Origin of the sequence: Amycolatopsis rhabdoformis (genome assembly GCF_035918295.1) — a bacterium.
Classification (GTDB): domain Bacteria; phylum Actinomycetota; class Actinomycetes; order Mycobacteriales; family Pseudonocardiaceae; genus Amycolatopsis; species Amycolatopsis rhabdoformis.
Genome location: NZ_CP142149.1, coordinates 4,961,307 through 4,977,906, shown reverse-complemented (window position 1 = coordinate 4,977,906; position 16,600 = coordinate 4,961,307). Strand labels below are relative to the sequence as shown.

Below are 16,600 nucleotides of genomic sequence, written 5' to 3'. Positions count from 1 at the left end.
TGTCTCCTCATACGTCGTGAGCAAAGCCCGGGTCACGGGCTCTGGCAGCGCACCGTACTAGGCCGTGTCCGCTGTGTCACCGATGTTCGCGCGCAGGGAGGTCAGCCGGCGGCGGTGTCCTCGGCGGCCGGGCCCGTGACGCGGGCCGGCAGCTTCGCGTCGCCGGTGCGCACCGCGCCCGCGGCGAAGAACGAGAGCAGCTCGGCGATCTCCGCCGGGTCGTCCAGCTGCGGGCAGTGGCCCCAGTCCTCACGCACCAGGAGGCGGCTGTGCGGCACGAGCGTGTGCAGCCGGCGCCCGGCGGCCGACGACACGAGCTTGTCCTTGCCGCACGCCACCACCAGCAGGGGCGTCTGCACGCGGTCGAGCTGGTAGGCGTCGGCGAGCTCGGCGACGAGCTGACGCGCCTGCTCGAGGCGCGAGGTGGTGGCGCGGTAGTCGGGGAAGAGCGTGGTGAAACGGGCGACCTGGCCGGCGTCGGCGGTGCCCGCGTCGGCGTAGAGCAGGCGCGGCACGACCTGCTCGGCGACCGCGCGCACGAGGAACCCCGGTACGGGCAAGGGGAGCGCGGAGTACAGCCGCAGCGGCAATGGGTTGCGCGCGACCGTGCGCACGAGCCACGAGTCGACGAAGCCGGGCGCGGCGATCGACACGACACCGGCCAGCGGCAGGCGCGGGTTCTGGGCCGCGCGCAGGCTGAGCGTGCCGCCGAGCGAGTTGCCCGCCAGCACCACCGGGCCGAGCACGGCCTGCTCGCGCACCACGGCGGCGGCGAACGCGTCGAGCTGCGGCAGCATCGGGCCCGGCCGCAGGGGCTGGGCGTCGCCGAACCCGGGCAGGTCCACCGCGACGGCCGCGATTCCCGCGGCGGCGAGCTCGGCGAGCACGGGCCGCCAGGTGTCGGCGCTGTCGCAGTAACCGTGCAGGAGGACCAGACGCGGCGCGCGCGGCTTCTCGATCGCGCGCCGACGGGACCGCTTCGGCGCTTCGGCCTCTGCCACGGGCGGGCCGACTTCGAGCACCCGCGTGCGCACACCGGCGAAGCGCCGGAAGGAAACCCGGACGGGATCCGGTTCGCTGCTGGGCCGGCCGCCCCGGACAGCGGGTGCGGGCCGCTTCGATGCGGTCATGTCTACAGGTTAACCGTTCAAGGTCGAGTTCTGGTCGAACTTCGGGGGTAACAAGCCGATTGCGAACTCGGGGTGTTGACGGTTAACAAAAAGCGGCGTACAAGCACCGGCCTGGGCTGATCCGTGACGGAAAAGCCCAGGCCGGAGGAGTTCTGTCGAGTCAGCGGGTGAAGACGATCTTGCCCGCGGTGGCGCCGTCGAGCATCGCCTTGAATCCTTCGGCGGCCTCGGCGAGCGGCAGTTCTGTGCCGATCTGGGGCTTGATCCCCTTGAGGTCGAGGTAGCTCAGCATGTCGGCCAGCTCGTCGCGCGTGCCCATGGTGGAGCCGGCGACGCGCAACTGCAGGAAGAACACGCGCTGCAGGTCGGCGGACGGGTCCGGGCCGCTCGTGGACCCCGAGACCACCACGATCCCGCCCGGCTTGAGCGACTTCAGGCTGTGCGCCCAGGTGGCCTTGCCGACGGTCTCGAACACGGCGTCGACCCGCTCGGGCAGCCGCGCGCCGGACTCGAACGTCCGGTGCGCGCCCACGGTTTCGGCCAGCGCGCGCTTCTCCTCGCTGCGCCCGGTCACCCACACGCGGAAGCCCGCCGCGCGCCCGAGCGCGATGAGCGCCGTGGACACCCCGCCGGACGCGCCCTGCACCAGCATCGTCTGGCCGGGCCGCAGCCCCGACTTCACGAACAGCATGCGGTACGCGGTGAGCCACGCCGTGCCCATGGTCGCGGCTTCGGGGAAGGTGAGCCCGGCCGGCTTGGGCACCACGTTGCGGGCCGGCACCACGACCTGCTCGGCGAACGTGCCCTGGTGCTTCTCGGTCAGCAGGGTGCGTTTCGGGTCGAGCGTGTCGTCGCCCTGCCAGCCCGGCGCGTTGACCACGGAGTGGATCACGACCTCGGTGCCGTCGTCGAGCGTGCCGGCGCCGTCGCAGCCCAGGATCATCGGGAACTGCTCGGGCTTGATGCCGACGCCGCGCAGCGTCCAGAGGTCGTGCATGTTGAGGCTGGCCGCCTTCACCTGCACGCGCACCCAGCCTTCGGGCACCTCGGGCTCGGGCCGCTCGCCGGCGACCAGGGAATCGAGCGGGGACTCGGCGTTGGGTTCCTTCGCGTACACAGCGAACATGGCTGCAACCTACCGCCCCTGGGCGCGCCGACGCAGCCTGGCGCGCGTAGTCTCACACTCGTGTTCAACGGGCTGGCCGACTGGTGGGACGGGGTCGAGCTCTGGCTCGCCCAGGCTTGGTTCCCCGTGCAGTTCGTGCTGGTCATGGTCGTGGTCGTGCCGCTGTGCCTGCTCGCCGCCTGGGCGATCGACAAGCTGGTGGGCCGGTTCGCACGCTGGTTCGGCCCGGCCCGCGACGACGACAACCCGCCCTCTTAGGCTCACTCACCATGGTCAACCGTAGGCGGATCACCGCCGCGCTCGTCGGTCTCCTCGTGCTCGTGCTCGGGGGCTGGCTGGTGAAGGAAAACATCGGGGACTCGTCCTCGTCCGCCCCGAGCAAGCCGAGCACCTCCGCTTCGGCCGGTGCTTCCAGCGCCTCGGGCGTCGCCGCGAAGCTGCCCGGCAGCGACTCCGGGCTGCCCGTGAAACCGTTGTCCGGCTTGCCCTCGCAGGCGCGCGACACGTGGAAGCTCATCGAGGCGGGCGGTCCGTACCCCTATCCGCGCAACGACAACGTCGTGTTCGAAAACCGCGAGAAGGTGCTGCCGCGGAAGCAATCGGGCTACTACCACGAGTACACGGTGACCACGCCGAAGAGCCCCGACCGCGGCCCGCGCCGCCTGGTCACGGGGCAGGCGAAGGAACTGTTCTACACCGACGACCACTACGCGTCGTTCGTCGTCGTGGACCCGAACCGGTGACGGCGGCCGGCGAGGCGCAGGTCGCCGCGAACGAGGCCTACGCGCGGGGCGCCTACCCGCACCTGGTCGACGGCGGCACGGCCGACAAGGGTTCGACGCTCGACGCGATCGCGAAGGCCATGTCCTTTCCGGACTACTTCGGCCGCAACCTCGACGCGCTCTACGACATGCTCACCGACCTGTCGTGGCTGCCCGCCGGCGAGCACGTGCTGATCTGGTGCGGCTCGGAAGCCTTGCACCAGGCCGAACCGAAGACCTACCTCGCGATCCGCAGCGTGCTCTCGGACGCGCAGCGGGCCCTCGGCCCGGCCGACGGAGCGGCGGACTCCCGGCAGCTCACGGTCGTTCTCGCCGACTCCTGACCCCACCGCCCCCATGTGGCGTTGGGTGCACTCAACGCAACGAATGCCACATTGGGAAAGGTCGTGGGGTCAGCCTGTGCTCAATCCTCGGGGACCCAGTTCGGCTTGCGCTTCTGCGCGAACGCGAGGATGCCCTCCTGGCCTTCTTCACTGGCGAAGAACCCGGACGACAGCTCGTTCATCGCGGCGAAGCCCTCCGAAGGCGTGGCCGGGCGCGGCTTGCTCAGCAGCGTTTTGGTGGCGGCCAAGGCTTTCGGGCCGCCCAGCGTGAGCGACTTGAGGTAGCCGGCCACGGCCTCGTCGAGCTCGGCGGCCGGCACCGCGGCGTTGAGCAGCCCGATCTCCACGGCCCGCTTCGCGTCGAACACGTCGCCGGTGAGGAAGAGCTCGTGCGCCGCACGCGGGTTGAGCCGCGGCAGCACGGTCAGCGAGATCACCGCGGGGATCACGCCGATGCGGACCTCGGAGAACGCGAACGTGGCCTCGGGCACCGCCACCGCGATGTCGCACGCGGCGACCATGCCGATGCCGCCGGCGCGCGCCGGTCCGGCGAGGCGGGCGACGATGGGCTTCGGGCTGGTCCAGAGCTGGTCCAGGATCTTCGGGAACTCGTTCACGCCCTGCGCGCCGGCCCCGGCGCCGCGGGCTTCCTTGAGGTCCATGCCGGCGCAGAAGACCGGGCCGGTGTGCGTGAGCAGCACCACGCGCACGGCGTCGTCGGTGCGGGCCTTGTCCAGCGACTCGCTCAGCTCGCGGCGCAGCTGCGCGGACAGGGCGTTGCGGTTGTGCGGCGAGTCGAGGGTGATCGTGGCGGTGCCGCCCACCACGTCGTAGTGCACCAGTTCGTCAACCATGGCACCACCCTTGCACACGCGTGCGCGAGGACGGCTGTGAAGTGCGTCGGGGGCCGCCGTGACGAGCGCGGCCCCCGAGCAGCGTCAGCCGATGGTGGTGGTCGTGAAGACCGGGCTGGGCGAGGGGAAGCACGCGGTCGGCGCCGAGATGTCGATCAGCTGGTTGACCACGGCGGTGAAGGTGAGGCCGGGATCGTCGTAGCTGCTGCCCGCGAGCCGCGTCTCGATGGTGCCGGACGCGCCCGCCGTGAGGTGCACGGTCACGGTCGGCAGCTCGAACGTCGCGCCGCCCGCGATCGGGCCCGGGAACGAGAGCGTGGCGACGCCGCCGGACACGGTGAGCTTCGGCGCGGTCGAGCCGAGGCCCGAACCGCCGGCGAGGTCGGCGCTCACGAACGCCGAGTTGGCCGGCACCGGGATCTCGAGGGCGAAGTCCTTGATCTGCTTGACTTTGTAGCCGCTCACGGTGGCCGGCACCGAGTTCGGCGCCGGGTCCACCACCACGTCGAGCGCGCCGCCGGGGGCGACGGTCGCCGGGGCGGTCACGTCGGCGTCCTGGCTGAGGCCGACCTGCTGCGGGCCGACGATCGGCGCGTCGGCCTGGCAGTCGAACGCGACGGTGGTGGCCGCCGAAGCGGGCACGGCGGAGCCGAGCACGCCGACGGCGGCGAGCGCGGCCACAGGAACGATCTTGCGCAGGGCTGACTTCATCTGCTCCACCTGTTTCCGGGGTGAGGACGGGAAGGAAGTCGCGCGACGCTTAGATAGTTACCGGCGAGTCAAGTAGTCCGTCAAGAATTTCCCGTTCCCATGCGCGCACGGTGAAGATCTGGCAAAGATCACCACTGAAACGCGTATCGGATTCAGCTTTATGCGCTGACCTGCGCAGGAGTGTGCTACTAAAGCGGTATGCGGGTCACGACGTCGGCATAGCGGTGCAGCACGGCGGCGGCCACGCGCGGGTCGGTGCCCAGCGGTTCGGCCACGAACACCCCGCGATCGGCCTCCCGGGCCAGGTCCGCGATCCGGTCGGGCAGCAGGCCGGGCGCGAGGAACCACGACGCCACGGCGACCCGCCGCACCCCCCGCGCACGCAGCCGCCCCACGGCGGCAGGCACGTCCGGCTGAGCCGCGCTCGCGAACGCCTCGGTGACCGGCAGCCCCAGCTCGACCTCCCAGCGCGCGGCCAGGTCGGCGACGGCCGCGTTGGCGCCGGCGTTCGACGAACCGACGGCACTCACCACCACGCCGTCACCCGGGCCCAGGCCGGCGCCGGCCAGCCGGTCGAGCGCCACGCGCTCCAGCACCGGGTCGACGCCGAGCACTTCGGACACGCGCACGTCGAACCCCGGACACTGCGCCCGGACCTCGGCGACGAGCGCGGGCAGGTCCACCCGCGCGTGGAACGCGCTGCCGAGCAGCAGTGGCACCACAACGGCCGAGCGATGTCCCTGCGTGTACAGCTGCCGCAGGACGTCGGTCACGCGCGGCTCGGAGAGGTCGAGGAACGACTCGTAGGCCTCGACCTGCGGGGCCAGCTCACGCACGCGCTCCGCGAGCCCCCGCACGGTCGCGGCCGAGCGGGGGTCGCGGCTGCCGTGCGCGACGGGGACGAGCGGGGCCGTCACACGAACCGTTCGCCGACCAGCCCGGCGGCGAGCGTGTCGCCGTCCTTCGGGTCGATCACGAGGAACGCGCCGGTGCGCGGGCTCTCGCTGTAGTCGTCCACGCCGAGCGGCTCGGCCAGGCGCAGCTCGACGCGGCCGATGTCGTTGAGGTCCAACGACTCCGGAGCGTCCACACTGGACAGCGTCTGCTCGTCGAAGCGCGCGGCGAGCTCGGTCACGATGGCCTGCACGGTGCGGGTGCCGTGTTTCACCAGCACGCGCGCACCCGGCTTGAGCTGCTTCGACGAGAGCCAGCACAGCGTGGCGGTGAGCTCGTCGGTCACCCGCGGCGGCCGGTCGGCCACGGCGATGAGGTCGCCGCGCGAGATGTCGAGGTCGTCGGCGAGCAGCAGCGTCACCGACGTGCCGGCGCCCGCTTCGTCGAGTGGGCCGTCGGCGGTGTCGATGCGCTCGACCGTGCTGCGCAGGCCGGCCGGCAGGACCACGATCTCGTCGCCGGGACGGATGGTGCCCGCGGCGATCTGGCCGGCGTAGCCGCGGTAGTCGAGGTGCTCGGGCGTGCGCGGCCGGATCACGTACTGCACGGGGAAGCGGAACGCCGCCTCGTGCGGATCCGGCGCGACCGGCACCGTTTCGAGGTGCTCCAGCAGGGACGGACCGTCGTACCACGGCGTGCGCTCGGAGGTGGTGGCGACGTTGTCGCCTTCCAGTGCCGAAACCGGAATCGTGACGACGGTGCCGGCGCCGTAGCCGAGCGATTCGGCGTGCGCGCCGAACTCCTTGGCGATCACGGAGAACGTCTCCTCGTCGTAGTCGACGAGGTCGATCTTGTTCACCGCCAGCACCAGCCGCGGCACGCCGAGCAGGGCCAGCACCGCGGCGTGGCGCCGGGTCTGCTCGACCACGCCCTTGCGCGCGTCGACCAGCAGCACGCCCAGCTGCGCGGTCGAGGCGCCGGTGACCGTGTTGCGGGTGTACTGCACGTGGCCCGGCGTGTCGGCGAGCACGAACGAGCGCCGCGGCGTGGCGAAGTAGCGGTACGCGACGTCGATCGTGATGCCCTGCTCACGCTCGGAGCGCAGCCCGTCGACGAGCAGCGACAGGTCCGGTGTGGACAGTCCCTTGTCGACGGACGCGCGGGTCACCGCGTCGAGCTGGTCGGCGAGCACGGACTTCGTGTCGTACAGCAGTCGCCCGACGAGCGTGGACTTGCCGTCGTCGACGCTGCCCGCCGTGGCGAGCCTCAGCAGCGAACTCATCAGAAGTAGCCTTCCCGCTTGCGGTCTTCCATGGCCGCTTCCGACATCCGGTCGTCGGCTCGCGTCGCGCCGCGCTCGGTGAGCCGCGACGCCGAAACCTCGGCGATCACGTCGGAAACCGTGACCGCGGTGGACTGGATGGCGCCGGTGCACGAACCGTCGCCCACGGTCCGGTACCGCACGCTCAGCTCGCGCACGTCCTCGCCCTCGCGCGGGCCGCCCCACGGACCTTCGGTGAGCCACATGCCGTCGCGCTGGTAGACCGCGCGCTGGTGGGCGTAGTAGATCGAGGGCAGGTCGACCTTCTCGCGGGCGATGTAGTTCCACACGTCCGCCTCGGTCCAGTTGGACAGCGGGAACACGCGCACCTGTTCGCCGGGACGGTGGCGGCCGTTGTAGAGGTTCCACAGCTCCGGGCGCTGCCGGCGCGGCTCCCACTGGCCGAAGGAGTTGCGCAGGCTGAAGATGCGTTCCTTGGCCCGGGCGCGTTCTTCGTCGCGGCGGCCGCCGCCGAACACGGCGTCGAACTTGTTCTCCGCGATCGTGTCGAGCAGCGGCGTGGTCTGCAGCGGGTTGCGCAGGCCGTCGGCGCGCTCTTCGAGGCGGCCGTCGTCGATCCAGTCCTGCACCTTCGCCACGACCAGGCGCAGACCGTGCTGCGCGACCACACGATCGCGGAACTCGAGCACCTCGTCGAAGTTGTGGCCGGTGTCCACGTGCAGCAACGGGAACGGCACCGGCGCGGGCCAGAAGGCCTTGATCGCCAGGTGCAGCATCAAGGTCGAGTCCTTGCCACCGGAGAACAGGATCACCGGCCGGTCGAACTCACCCGCGACCTCACGGAAGATGTGGATGGCTTCGGATTCGAGGGCGGCCAGGTTGTCTGCCGCGGCATCGGTGGCCGTCGGTTCGAGAGTGGTCATCGGTCCCTTCCTCAGCCGTGCAGTCCGCACTCGGTCTTCGACTGGCCGGCCCAGCGGCCGCTGCGCGGGTCCTGCCCGGCCTCGACCTTCGCCGTGCACGGCGCGCAGCCGATGGACGGATAACCCGCTGACACCAACGGGTTCTCGAGCACGCCGTGGTCGCGGATGTAGCCGTTGAACTCGTCGTCGGTCCACGCGGCGAGCGGGTTGATCTTCACGAGACCGTTGCGGTCGTCCCAGGTGACGATCGGGGTGTTCGCGCGCGTCGGCGCGTCCACGCGGCGTACGCCGGTGACCCACGCCGAGTACTTCGACAGCGTGGTGCGCAGCGGCACGACCTTGCGCAGGAAGCAGCACTGCGTGGCGTCGCGCTCGAACAGGTTCTTGCCGTACTCGGCGTCCTGCTCGGCCACGCTCTGCTCGGCCTGGGCGTTCACGATCGTCACGTCGGGGTACACGGTCTGCACGGCGTCGCGCGTGCCGATCGTCTCCGGGAAGTGGTAGCCGGTCTCGAGGAACAGCACGTCCACATCGGACTTCACCTGGGTGGCCAGGTCGATGAGCACGGCGTCCTGCATGTTCGACGCGACGATGAAGTCGTCGCCGAACTGCTCGACGGTCCAGCGCAGGGCTTCTTCCGCCGTGGCCTGGGCCAGTTCCTTCTCCGCGCGCTCGGCCAGGGTCCGGTAATCAGCTGTGGCCGTCATCCGAGTGACTCCTCAGGTAGGGACAGTCCGTGGAACTTCACCGAGAACCCGCGCCGGCAGGCACCGCAGAGCCAGCCGCCGTCTTCGGCGGGGCGCAGGTCCTCGTCACCGCAGAACGGGCAATAGTAGGGCACCGCCCGCTCAGTCGAGGTCACTGCAGCACGCTCTCGTCCGCGCGCCCGACCCACTGCGCGAACCGCTCGCCGGGCTCGCGGCCGTCGAGGTAGGCGCGCACCACGCGCTCCACGTAGTCCACCAGCTCGTCGGCGACGACCTTGTGCCCGCGCAGCTTGCGGCCGAACCCGGCGTCGAGGCCGAGGCCGCCGCCGAGGTGCACCTGGAAGCCCTCGACCTGCCGTCCGTCGGCGTCGGTCACGATCTGGCCCTTGAGCCCGATGTCGGCGGTCTGGATGCGGGCGCACGAGTTGGGACAGCCGTTGAGGTGCACGCTCACCGGGTTGTCGAGGCCGCCCTGCACGTCGGCCAGGCGCTTCTCGAGGTCGGTGACCAGCGCCAGCGCGCGGGCCTTCGTCTCCACGATCGCGAGCTTGCAGAACTCCAGGCCGGTGCACGCCATCACGCTGCGCCGCCACGGCGAAGGCTTGGTGTGCAGGCCCAGCTCCGTGAGCTCGGTCTCCAGGCCCGGCACCTCGGACTCGGGCACGTCGAGGACCACGAGCTTCTGCTGCGGCGTGAGGCGCACGCGCTCGGAGCCCGCGCGCTCGGCGGCCTTCGCCACGGCCAGCAGCGTCTCGCCGTTCACGCGACCGGCGACCGGGGCGGCGCCGACGTAGAACTTGCCGTCGATCTGCTTGTGCACACCGACGTGGTCGATCGGCGTGGCCGGCACGGCGGGCGCGGGTCCGTCGAGCAGCGGACGCTTGAGGTACTTCTCCTCGAGGATCTCGCGGAACTTGGCGGCACCCCAGTCCTTGACCAGGAACTTGATACGGGCGCGCGAACGCAGCCGGCGGTAGCCGTAATCACGGAAGACGCTGATCACGCCTTCCCACACGTCCGGCACCTCGTCGCGCGGCACCCAGGCACCGAGGCGCTGGCCGATCATCGGGTTGGTGGAGAGGCCGCCGCCGACCCAGACGTCGAAGCCCGGGCCGTGCTCGGGGTGGTTCACGCCGACGAACGCGACGTCGTGGATCTCGTGCGCCACGTCCGACTGGCCCGACACGGCGGTCTTGAACTTGCGCGGCAGGTTCGCGTACTGCGGGTCGCCGATGTAGCGGCGCTTGATCTCCTCGATGGCGGGCGTGCCGTCGATGATCTCGTCGGCCGCGATGCCGGCGACCGGCGAGCCGAGGATCACACGAGGGCTGTCGCCGCACGCCTCCATGGTGGTCATGCCCGCGTTCTCGAGCTTCTGCCAGATCGTGGGCACGTCCTCGATCCGGATCCAGTGGTACTGGATGTTCTGCCGGTCGGTGATGTCCGCGGTGCCGCGGGCGTGCGTCTGCGAGATCTCCGCCAGCACGGCCAGCTGCTGCGTGGTGAGCAGGCCGCCGTCGAGGCGCACGCGCATCATGAAGTAGCGCGCGTCGAGCTCTTCGGGCTCGAGCGTGGCCGTGCGGCCGCCGTCGATGCCTTCCTTGCGCTGCGTGTAGAGGCCGAACCAGCGGAACCGCCCGCGCAGGTCACCCGGGTCGATCGAGTCGAAGCCGCCGTGGGCGTAGATGTTCTCGATGCGCGCGCGGGCGTTGAGCGGGTTGTCGTCCTTCTTCGACCGCTCGTTGGGGTTCAGCGGCTCTCGGTAGCCGAGCGCCCACTGTCCCTCGCCGCGCTTCTGCCGCGGACGGCTCTTCGCGGGGGTTTCGCGCGTGGGTGAGGCCATGAGGAGTCCTCCGGTTCGTGGCTCCGGACGCCGCTGTGTGACGGTGAGGCTCGCGGCGGATCCGGCGCCGGCGGTCCAGCTTCGGGGCAGAGTGGTGGGCTGGTTCGGGCGTCGGGAGTCAGCGGGCAGGCCGGCAGAGCGCGCTCGCGACCCGCAGAAGGTCGACGTGGCGGCGCGCCACGAGAAGGACACCGGCAGGACTCACCGGGCCAGATAACCACGGGTCCAGAACGTGGTCCAAGCGCGTCCGGATCGTGGGAGGACCTTCGGCCGGGGCTTGCCCGCGGGTCGGTTCTGTGGATGGCCGGTGGCCGCGGCCTGCGGATTTGCCGCGTCGCGGGGTTGTTCCCGGCGTCGGCCCGGGCCGGGTGCGCGGCGGAGCGTGGGACGGGCGGCTTCGTTCGGCGGCCGAAGTTCCGCCCGGGTGGCCCCGGGCCGCCGGACGCGCCGAGGGACAATGGACGCCGTGCCTGAAGTAACCGAACTGCCTGCCGAGACCGGATTGCCCGAGAGCGCCCTGGAAGGGCTGGGGCAGCGGCCGTTCGGGGTCTACGTGCACGTGCCGTTCTGCGCCACGCGCTGCGGCTACTGCGATTTCAACACCTACACCGCCGGTGAGCTGGGCTCGGCGGCGTCGCCGAGGTCGTGGCTCGACGGGCTGCGCCGGGAGCTGGAGCTGGCCGCGCGGGTGCTGGGCGAGCCGCCGGCGGCCGAGACGGTGTTCGTGGGCGGGGGCACGCCTTCGCTGCTCGGGGCCGACGGGCTCGCCGAGGTGCTCGACGTCGTGCGCGGCGCGTTCGGGCTGGCGCCCGGCGCCGAGGTGACCACGGAGTCGAACCCGGAGTCGACCTCGGCGGAGTTCTTCGAGCGCATCCGCGCGGCCGGGTACACCCGCGTGTCGCTGGGGATGCAGTCGGCGGCGCGGCACGTGCTGCAGGTGCTCGACCGCGTGCACACGCCCGGGCGGCCGGTCGACGCCGCGCGCGAGGCGCGGGCCGCCGGGTTCGAGCACGTGAACCTCGACGTGATCTACGGCACGCCCGGCGAGCGGCCCGAGGACCTGCGCGCATCGCTCGACGCCGTGCTGTCGGCCGGGGTCGACCACGTGTCGGCGTACGCGCTGATCGTCGAGGAGGGCACCGCGCTCGCGCGCCGCGTGCGCCGCGGCGAGCTGCCCGAGCCCGACGACGACGTGCTGGCCACCGACTACGAGATGATCGACTCGGTGCTCTCGGCCGCGGGCCTGCACTGGTACGAGGTGTCCAACTGGGCTTCGGGCGACGCGGCCCGCTGCCGGCACAACCTCGGTTATTGGCAGGGCGGCGACTGGTGGGGCGCCGGGCCCGGCGCGCACAGCCACGTGGGCGGCGTGCGCTGGTGGAACGTGAAGCACCCGGCCAAGTACGCGTCGCTGCTGGCCGAGGGCCACAGCCCCGAAGGCGGCCGCGAGCTGCTCACCGCGAAAGACCGGCACCTCGAGCGCATCATGCTCGAACTCCGCGTGGCGGAAGGGCTCGCGCTCGACGCGCTCGACGCCGCGGGCATCGCCGAAGCGAGGGCCGCGGCGGCGGAGGGGCTGCTCGAACCGTCCCTGTTGGACAGTCGTGGCCGCGCCGTGCTGACGGATCGCGGGCGGCTGCTCGCGGACGGTGTCGTGCGGCGGCTCGTCGGCTGAATTTCCGCTCAGCGGGCATAAACCGGTCCGTTGGTTCGTTGGTCGAAGTATTGACGAGCGAGGGAGTCGCGCATGCCGCAGGCGGTCAGGTACAGCGAACACGGCGGGATCGACGTGCTGCGGGTGACCGAGGTCGCCCGGCCTGTGCCTGCGCGCGGCCAGGTGCTCGTGGCGGTGAGGGCCGCCGGTATCAACCCCGGTGAAGCCGCGATCCGCGAAGGCGCCTTTGCCGAGACCTTCCCCTCGACCTTCCCCTCCGGACAGGGCAGCGATCTGGCCGGTGTGGTCGCCGAACTGGGCCCGGACGTCGAGGAGATCCAGGTCGGCGACGAGGTCATCGGCTTCGTTCACACCCGCTCCAGCCAGGCCGAGTTCGTGCTGGTGGAGGCGGAAAACCTCACACCCAAACCGAGCGGGGTGCCGTGGGAGGCGGCGGGCGGCCTGTTCGTGGCCGGCACCACCGCGTACGCCGCCGTGCGCGCGGTCCACCTGCGCGAAGACGACACGCTGGTGGTCTCCGGTGCCGCGGGTGGAGTCGGCTCCCTGGTCGTGCAGCTGGCGAAGCTCACCGGCGCCACCGTGGTCGGGATCGCGAGCGAGGCCAACCACGCGTGGCTGCGGGAGCAGGACGTGGTGCCCGTCGCGTACGGCGAGGGCCTCGAAGAGCGCCTGCGGGAGGTCACCGGCGACACGGTCGACGCGTTCATCGACACGTTCGGCCAGGGTTACGTGGAGCTCGCGCTGCGCCTGGGTGTCTACACGGGACGGATCGACACGGTGATCGACTTCGCCGCGGCGCAGAAGTACAACGTGAAGACCGACGGCAACTCCGCCGCCTCGAGTGCCGAGGTGATGCGTGACCTCGCCGCGCTGGTGGACAAGGGTCTGCTCGAGGTGCCGATCGCCGCCACCTACCCGCTCGCGCAGGTGCAGGACGCCTACCGCGAGCTCGAACAGCGCCACACGCGCGGCAAGATCGTGCTCAAGCCCTGACGAGGCTCTGCAGTCCGCCCACGAACATCGCGAGGGCGAACTCGAAGCGGTCCCCGCTCGTCTCGCCGGTGAAGAACTGCCCCGACTGCAACAGGTTCGGGAACGCACCGGCCGGCAGGGACCGCATGTACTCCGCCATCTGCCGCCCGCGTTCGGCGACCTCGGCCTCGTCGTAGTCGCCGAACGTCCAGCTGCTCGCCTCGTAGGCGAACGCCTTGGCGTAGAGGCTCAGCGCGTCACCCGCGAACACCGCCTGCTTCAGATCCAGCCCACCCGCGCGCAGCAACGCGAGCATCGCCTCGCCCTGGCGCAGCGAATGGGGCGTGACCGGCACCGGCGTGTTCCACGCGACCTTCGCGATGCCCGGGTAGGCCACCATCGCGCGGACCTGGTGGCGCACCTGCTCTTTCACCTGCTCGGCCCAGGTCCGCGGATCGGGCTCGGGGACGGGGACCTCGCCGAGCACGGCGTCGAGCATCAGCTCGTCGAGCTCTTCCTTGTTGGCCACATGCGCGTACAGCGACGCCGGCCCCGTTTCCAGCTGCTGCGCCACCCGCCGCATCGACACGGCCTCGAAGCCCTCGGCAGCCAGGATCTCCAGCGCCGTTTTCACCACCAGATCCCGTGACAGCAACGGTTTTTCGGCGCGCCGGCGCGGGCTCGGGCTCCGGCGCCACGGCGGGGGCGGGACGGTCATGGGCAGCAGCCTAGACGAATCGGACCTTGACTCGAACACCGTTCGCCAGTAGAACGGTGTTCGTTAGAGCGAACACCGTTCGGTAAGGAGCCTGTGATGTCCCAGCGAGAAGAAGTCCTGGCCGTGCTCGGCCGGCTCGCCGACGCCTGGAACAGCGGTGATGCGACCGCGTACGCGAGCCTGTTCACCGAGGACGCCGACTACGTCACGTTCTTCGGGATGCGCCTGCCCGGCCGCGAGCTGATCGAGAGCTCGCACCAGGCGTTGTTCCAGGGGCCGCTGCGCGGGTCGACGATCGGCGGGATGGGCGGGGCGTCGGTGCGGTTCCCGGCCGACGGCGTGGCGGTGGTCGTCTCGGGTGGCGGTTCGGCGCTCGACGGGGGTGACGCGGTGGCCCAGGGCCGGGAGAGCACGGTGACGTTCGTGCTGGTCCGCTCGGAAACGGGTTGGCTCATCACGGCGTTCCAGAACACCCGGGTGAGCGATCCGCGCGCGGCGGCGTGACGCGCTCGTTCGTTGGGTTTGTTGGTTAGGTTTGTGCCGTGCTGATCCGTGATGTCCGCCCCTGGGGCGGCGAGCGTAGTGACGTCGAGCTGACCGGTGCCCGGATCGCGGCGGTGCGCCCGCACGACCCGGCGCCGGCCCCGGATGCGGTCGAGGGCCGGGGCCGGCTGCTGTTCCCGGCGTTCAGCGATGTCCACGTGCACCTGGATTCCACGCGGATCGGCCTGCCGTTCCGGCCGCACACCGGCGGGCCCGGCGTGTGGGCGATGATGACGAACGACCGCGAGAACTGGCGCTCGGCCGAGGTACCGCTGCCGGAGCGGGTGGCGGGCACGCTGGAGCGGATGATTGCGCGCGGCACCACGCGCGTGCGCAGCTACGCGCAGGTCGACGTGGACTGCGGGCTGGAGAAGCTGGAAGCCGTGGTGGCCGCGAAGGAGAAGTTCGCGGACCGGGCCGAGGTGCAGGTGATGGCGTTCGCGCAGGCGGGCATCCTGCGCGAACCGGGCACGCTCGACGTGCTCGACGCGGCGCTGCGCTCGGGCGCCACGGTGATCGGCGGCATCGACCCGTGCACGCTGGACCGGGATCCGAAAGGGCACCTCGACGCGGTGTTCGGCCTGGCGGAGAAACACCAGGTCGAGGTGGACATCCACCTGCACGAGCCGGGGCACCTCGGCTTGTTCTCCACGGATCTGGTGATCGAGCGCGTGCGGGCGCTGGACATGAGGGGCCGGGTGACGATGTCGCACGCGTACGACCTGGGCTCGATCTCGGAGACGGTGAGCCGGCGCGTGATCGACGACTTCGCCGAGCTGGACATCGCGATGACCACCGTGGCGCCGTCCGCGGCCGGTCAGCTGTCGTTGCCGGACCTCGTTTCCGCCGGCGTGCGGATCGGCCTCGGCGAGGACGGGCAGCGGGACTACTGGAGCCCGTACGGCAACTGCGACCTGCTGGACCGCACGTGGCAGCTGGCGTTCACGTGCGGGTTCCGCCGCGACGAGCACATCGAGCTGGCGCTGGCGGTGGCGACGATGGGCGGGGCGTCGATCATGAGCCACGACGTGCCGCGCCTGGCCGGGGTGGCCGACCGGCCGGGGCTCGCGGTGGGCGACCGGGCGGATCTCGTGCTGGTGGACGGGGAGACGCCGACGAGCGCGGTGATGGACCGCGGCGAGGACCGCACGGTGCTGCACGACGGTGTGGTGGTGGCCGACGGTCTGGCCGTTGTGTGAACGGTGGGTGGTGTGATCGGGTACCGCTGGGCGGGAGGCCCGGTGGGGGCGTACGGTAGGACGAGATTAGGTAAGCCTTACTGAATGGGTGGTGTCCGATGGCCGAAGCTCCGGCGCGCAAGGGGAACCCGGCTGTGCGGCTGTCGGTTCTGCGCAAGGAGAACCTCACTCCGCACATGATCCGGATCGTGGCCGGTGGCGAGGGTCTGCGTGACTTCAAGCCCAACGAGTTCACCGACGCGTACGTGAAGGTGATCTTCAAGCTGCCCGGGGTCGAGTACCCGGAGCCGTTCGACCTGCAGCGCATCCGCGCCGAGCTGCCGCGTGAGCAGTGCCCGCGCACGCGGTCCTACACGGTGCGTTCCTACGACGAGACCGCCGGCGAGCTCGTGCTCGACTTCGTGGTGCACGGCGACGAAGGCTTCGCCGGCCCGTGGGCCATGCGTGCGCAGCCGGGGGACGAGCTGCTGCTCGCGGGCCCGGGCGGGGTGTACACGCCGCGGCCCGACGCCGGGTGGCACCTGCTCGTGGGCGACGAGGCCGCGCTGCCGGCCATCGCCGCGTCGCTCGAGGTGATGCCGGCCGGGGCGCGGGCGCACGTGTTCCTGCTCGTGTCCGACGCGACGGAGGAACAGCCGCTCGTGACGAAGGCCGACGCGCAGATCACCTGGCTGCACCGGTCGGCCGGCGCCGACCTCGCGGCCGAGGTGAAGGCCCTGCCGTGGCCAGGCGAAGACGTGCACGCGTTCGTGCACGGCGAGGCCGGCTTCGTGCGTGAGCTGCGGCGTTACCTGTTCGCCGAGCGTGGCGTGGAGAAGGCCGCGGTGTCGATCTCGGGCTACTGGCGCGAGGGCAAGAACGACGAGGCGTGGCGCGAGGAGAAGGCGGCCGAGCGGGCGCGCGAATCGGCGTAGTGTC

At 71.2% G+C, this 16,600-nt stretch carries 20 protein-coding genes; 8 read left to right on the top strand and 12 right to left on the bottom strand.

The window, feature by feature from the left end; translation table 11 throughout:
* Window positions 1–101: 101 nt before the first annotated feature.
* Both VSH64_RS22755 and VSH64_RS22750 read right to left on the bottom strand, forming a co-directional pair.
* Window positions 102–1,130 (bottom strand): alpha/beta fold hydrolase, encoded by a 1,029-nt coding sequence (locus VSH64_RS22755; RefSeq protein WP_326837671.1) that lies wholly within the window; start codon window positions 1,128–1,130, stop codon window positions 102–104.
* A gap of 160 nt (window positions 1,131–1,290) precedes the next feature.
* Entirely contained in the window at window positions 1,291–2,256 is a 966-nt protein-coding gene (locus VSH64_RS22750) for a zinc-binding dehydrogenase (protein ID WP_326837670.1), read from the bottom strand.
* Between the two features lie 60 nt (window positions 2,257–2,316).
* Between VSH64_RS22750 and VSH64_RS22745 the strand changes: the two genes are divergently transcribed.
* The 3 genes from VSH64_RS22745 to VSH64_RS22735 are packed head-to-tail and all read left to right on the top strand — an operon-like array spanning window position 2,317 to window position 3,361.
* The gene (locus tag VSH64_RS22745; RefSeq protein WP_326837669.1) at window positions 2,317–2,514 is read left to right on the top strand and encodes a hypothetical protein; all 198 of its coding nucleotides are present in this window, start codon (window positions 2,317–2,319) and stop codon (window positions 2,512–2,514) included.
* 11 nt (window positions 2,515–2,525) lie between these two features.
* Window positions 2,526–2,999 carry a ribonuclease domain-containing protein gene (locus VSH64_RS22740; RefSeq protein ID WP_326837668.1) on the top strand — a complete coding sequence of 158 codons (474 nt, stop codon included), beginning with the start codon at window positions 2,526–2,528 and terminating at the stop codon, window positions 2,997–2,999.
* Window positions 2,996–3,361, top strand: coding sequence for a barstar family protein (locus VSH64_RS22735; RefSeq protein ID WP_326837667.1), 366 nt, complete (start codon window positions 2,996–2,998; stop codon window positions 3,359–3,361). Before VSH64_RS22740 ends, VSH64_RS22735 begins: the two co-directional genes overlap by 4 nt.
* An 80-nt stretch (window positions 3,362–3,441) precedes the next feature.
* Here VSH64_RS22735 and VSH64_RS22730 read toward each other — a convergent pair whose 3' ends face one another.
* The 9 genes from VSH64_RS22730 to VSH64_RS48525 form a co-directional block, all read right to left on the bottom strand.
* A complete protein-coding gene (locus VSH64_RS22730; protein ID WP_326837666.1) occupies window positions 3,442–4,215 on the bottom strand; it encodes an enoyl-CoA hydratase-related protein in 774 nt (257 codons plus the stop codon).
* Window positions 4,216–4,299: 84 nt separating this feature from the next.
* On the bottom strand, window positions 4,300–4,926 hold the full coding sequence (locus VSH64_RS22725; RefSeq protein ID WP_326837665.1) for a cyclase: 627 nt from the start codon (window positions 4,924–4,926) through the stop codon (window positions 4,300–4,302).
* A 188-nt stretch (window positions 4,927–5,114) separates the two neighbouring features.
* Entirely contained in the window at window positions 5,115–5,843 is a 729-nt protein-coding gene (locus VSH64_RS22720) for a sirohydrochlorin chelatase (protein WP_326837664.1), read from the bottom strand.
* Window positions 5,840–7,102, bottom strand: a complete 1,263-nt coding sequence (locus VSH64_RS22715; RefSeq protein ID WP_326837663.1) for a sulfate adenylyltransferase subunit 1 — start codon at window positions 7,100–7,102, stop codon at window positions 5,840–5,842. Before VSH64_RS22715 ends, VSH64_RS22720 begins: the two co-directional genes overlap by 4 nt.
* A complete protein-coding gene (gene cysD, locus VSH64_RS22710; protein ID WP_326837662.1) occupies window positions 7,102–8,025 on the bottom strand; it encodes a sulfate adenylyltransferase subunit CysD in 924 nt (307 codons plus the stop codon). Before cysD ends, VSH64_RS22715 begins: the two co-directional genes overlap by 1 nt.
* 11 nt (window positions 8,026–8,036) lie before the next feature.
* Entirely contained in the window at window positions 8,037–8,732 is a 696-nt protein-coding gene (locus VSH64_RS22705; RefSeq protein WP_326837661.1) for a phosphoadenylyl-sulfate reductase, read from the bottom strand.
* Window positions 8,729–8,887, bottom strand: coding sequence for an eL43 family ribosomal protein (locus VSH64_RS22700; protein WP_326837660.1), 159 nt, complete (start codon window positions 8,885–8,887; stop codon window positions 8,729–8,731). The genes VSH64_RS22705 and VSH64_RS22700 overlap by 4 nt, the downstream gene beginning before the upstream one ends.
* A complete protein-coding gene (locus VSH64_RS22695; RefSeq protein WP_326837659.1) occupies window positions 8,884–10,575 on the bottom strand; it encodes a nitrite/sulfite reductase in 1,692 nt (563 codons plus the stop codon). The genes VSH64_RS22700 and VSH64_RS22695 overlap by 4 nt, the downstream gene beginning before the upstream one ends.
* 118 nt (window positions 10,576–10,693) lie before the next feature.
* The gene (locus tag VSH64_RS48525; protein ID WP_354874210.1) at window positions 10,694–10,780 is read right to left on the bottom strand and encodes a putative leader peptide; all 87 of its coding nucleotides are present in this window, start codon (window positions 10,778–10,780) and stop codon (window positions 10,694–10,696) included.
* A 261-nt stretch (window positions 10,781–11,041) separates the two neighbouring features.
* Here VSH64_RS48525 and hemW point away from each other — a divergent pair, with 261 nt between their 5' ends.
* Window positions 11,042–12,250: a radical SAM family heme chaperone HemW gene (gene hemW, locus VSH64_RS22690; RefSeq protein WP_326837658.1), complete on the top strand. Its 1,209-nt coding sequence runs from the start codon at window positions 11,042–11,044 to the stop codon at window positions 12,248–12,250.
* A gap of 72 nt (window positions 12,251–12,322) precedes the next feature.
* Window positions 12,323–13,243: an NADP-dependent oxidoreductase gene (locus VSH64_RS22685; RefSeq protein ID WP_326837657.1), complete on the top strand. Its 921-nt coding sequence runs from the start codon at window positions 12,323–12,325 to the stop codon at window positions 13,241–13,243.
* Here VSH64_RS22685 and VSH64_RS22680 read toward each other — a convergent pair.
* Window positions 13,233–13,940: a TetR/AcrR family transcriptional regulator gene (locus VSH64_RS22680; RefSeq protein ID WP_326837656.1), complete on the bottom strand. Its 708-nt coding sequence runs from the start codon at window positions 13,938–13,940 to the stop codon at window positions 13,233–13,235. The genes VSH64_RS22685 and VSH64_RS22680 overlap by 11 nt on opposite strands.
* Window positions 13,941–14,036: 96 nt before the next feature.
* Between VSH64_RS22680 and VSH64_RS22675 the strand changes: the two genes are divergently transcribed.
* The 3 genes from VSH64_RS22675 (at window position 14,037) to VSH64_RS22665 (ending at window position 16,596) form a co-directional block, all read left to right on the top strand.
* Window positions 14,037–14,444: an SgcJ/EcaC family oxidoreductase gene (locus tag VSH64_RS22675; RefSeq protein ID WP_326837655.1), complete on the top strand. Its 408-nt coding sequence runs from the start codon at window positions 14,037–14,039 to the stop codon at window positions 14,442–14,444.
* Between the two features lie 38 nt (window positions 14,445–14,482).
* On the top strand, window positions 14,483–15,682 hold the full coding sequence (locus VSH64_RS22670) for an amidohydrolase family protein (protein ID WP_326837654.1): 1,200 nt from the start codon (window positions 14,483–14,485) through the stop codon (window positions 15,680–15,682).
* A 98-nt stretch (window positions 15,683–15,780) separates the two neighbouring features.
* On the top strand, window positions 15,781–16,596 hold the full coding sequence (locus VSH64_RS22665) for a siderophore-interacting protein (protein ID WP_326837653.1): 816 nt from the start codon (window positions 15,781–15,783) through the stop codon (window positions 16,594–16,596).
* Window positions 16,597–16,600: the final 4 nt, after the last annotated feature.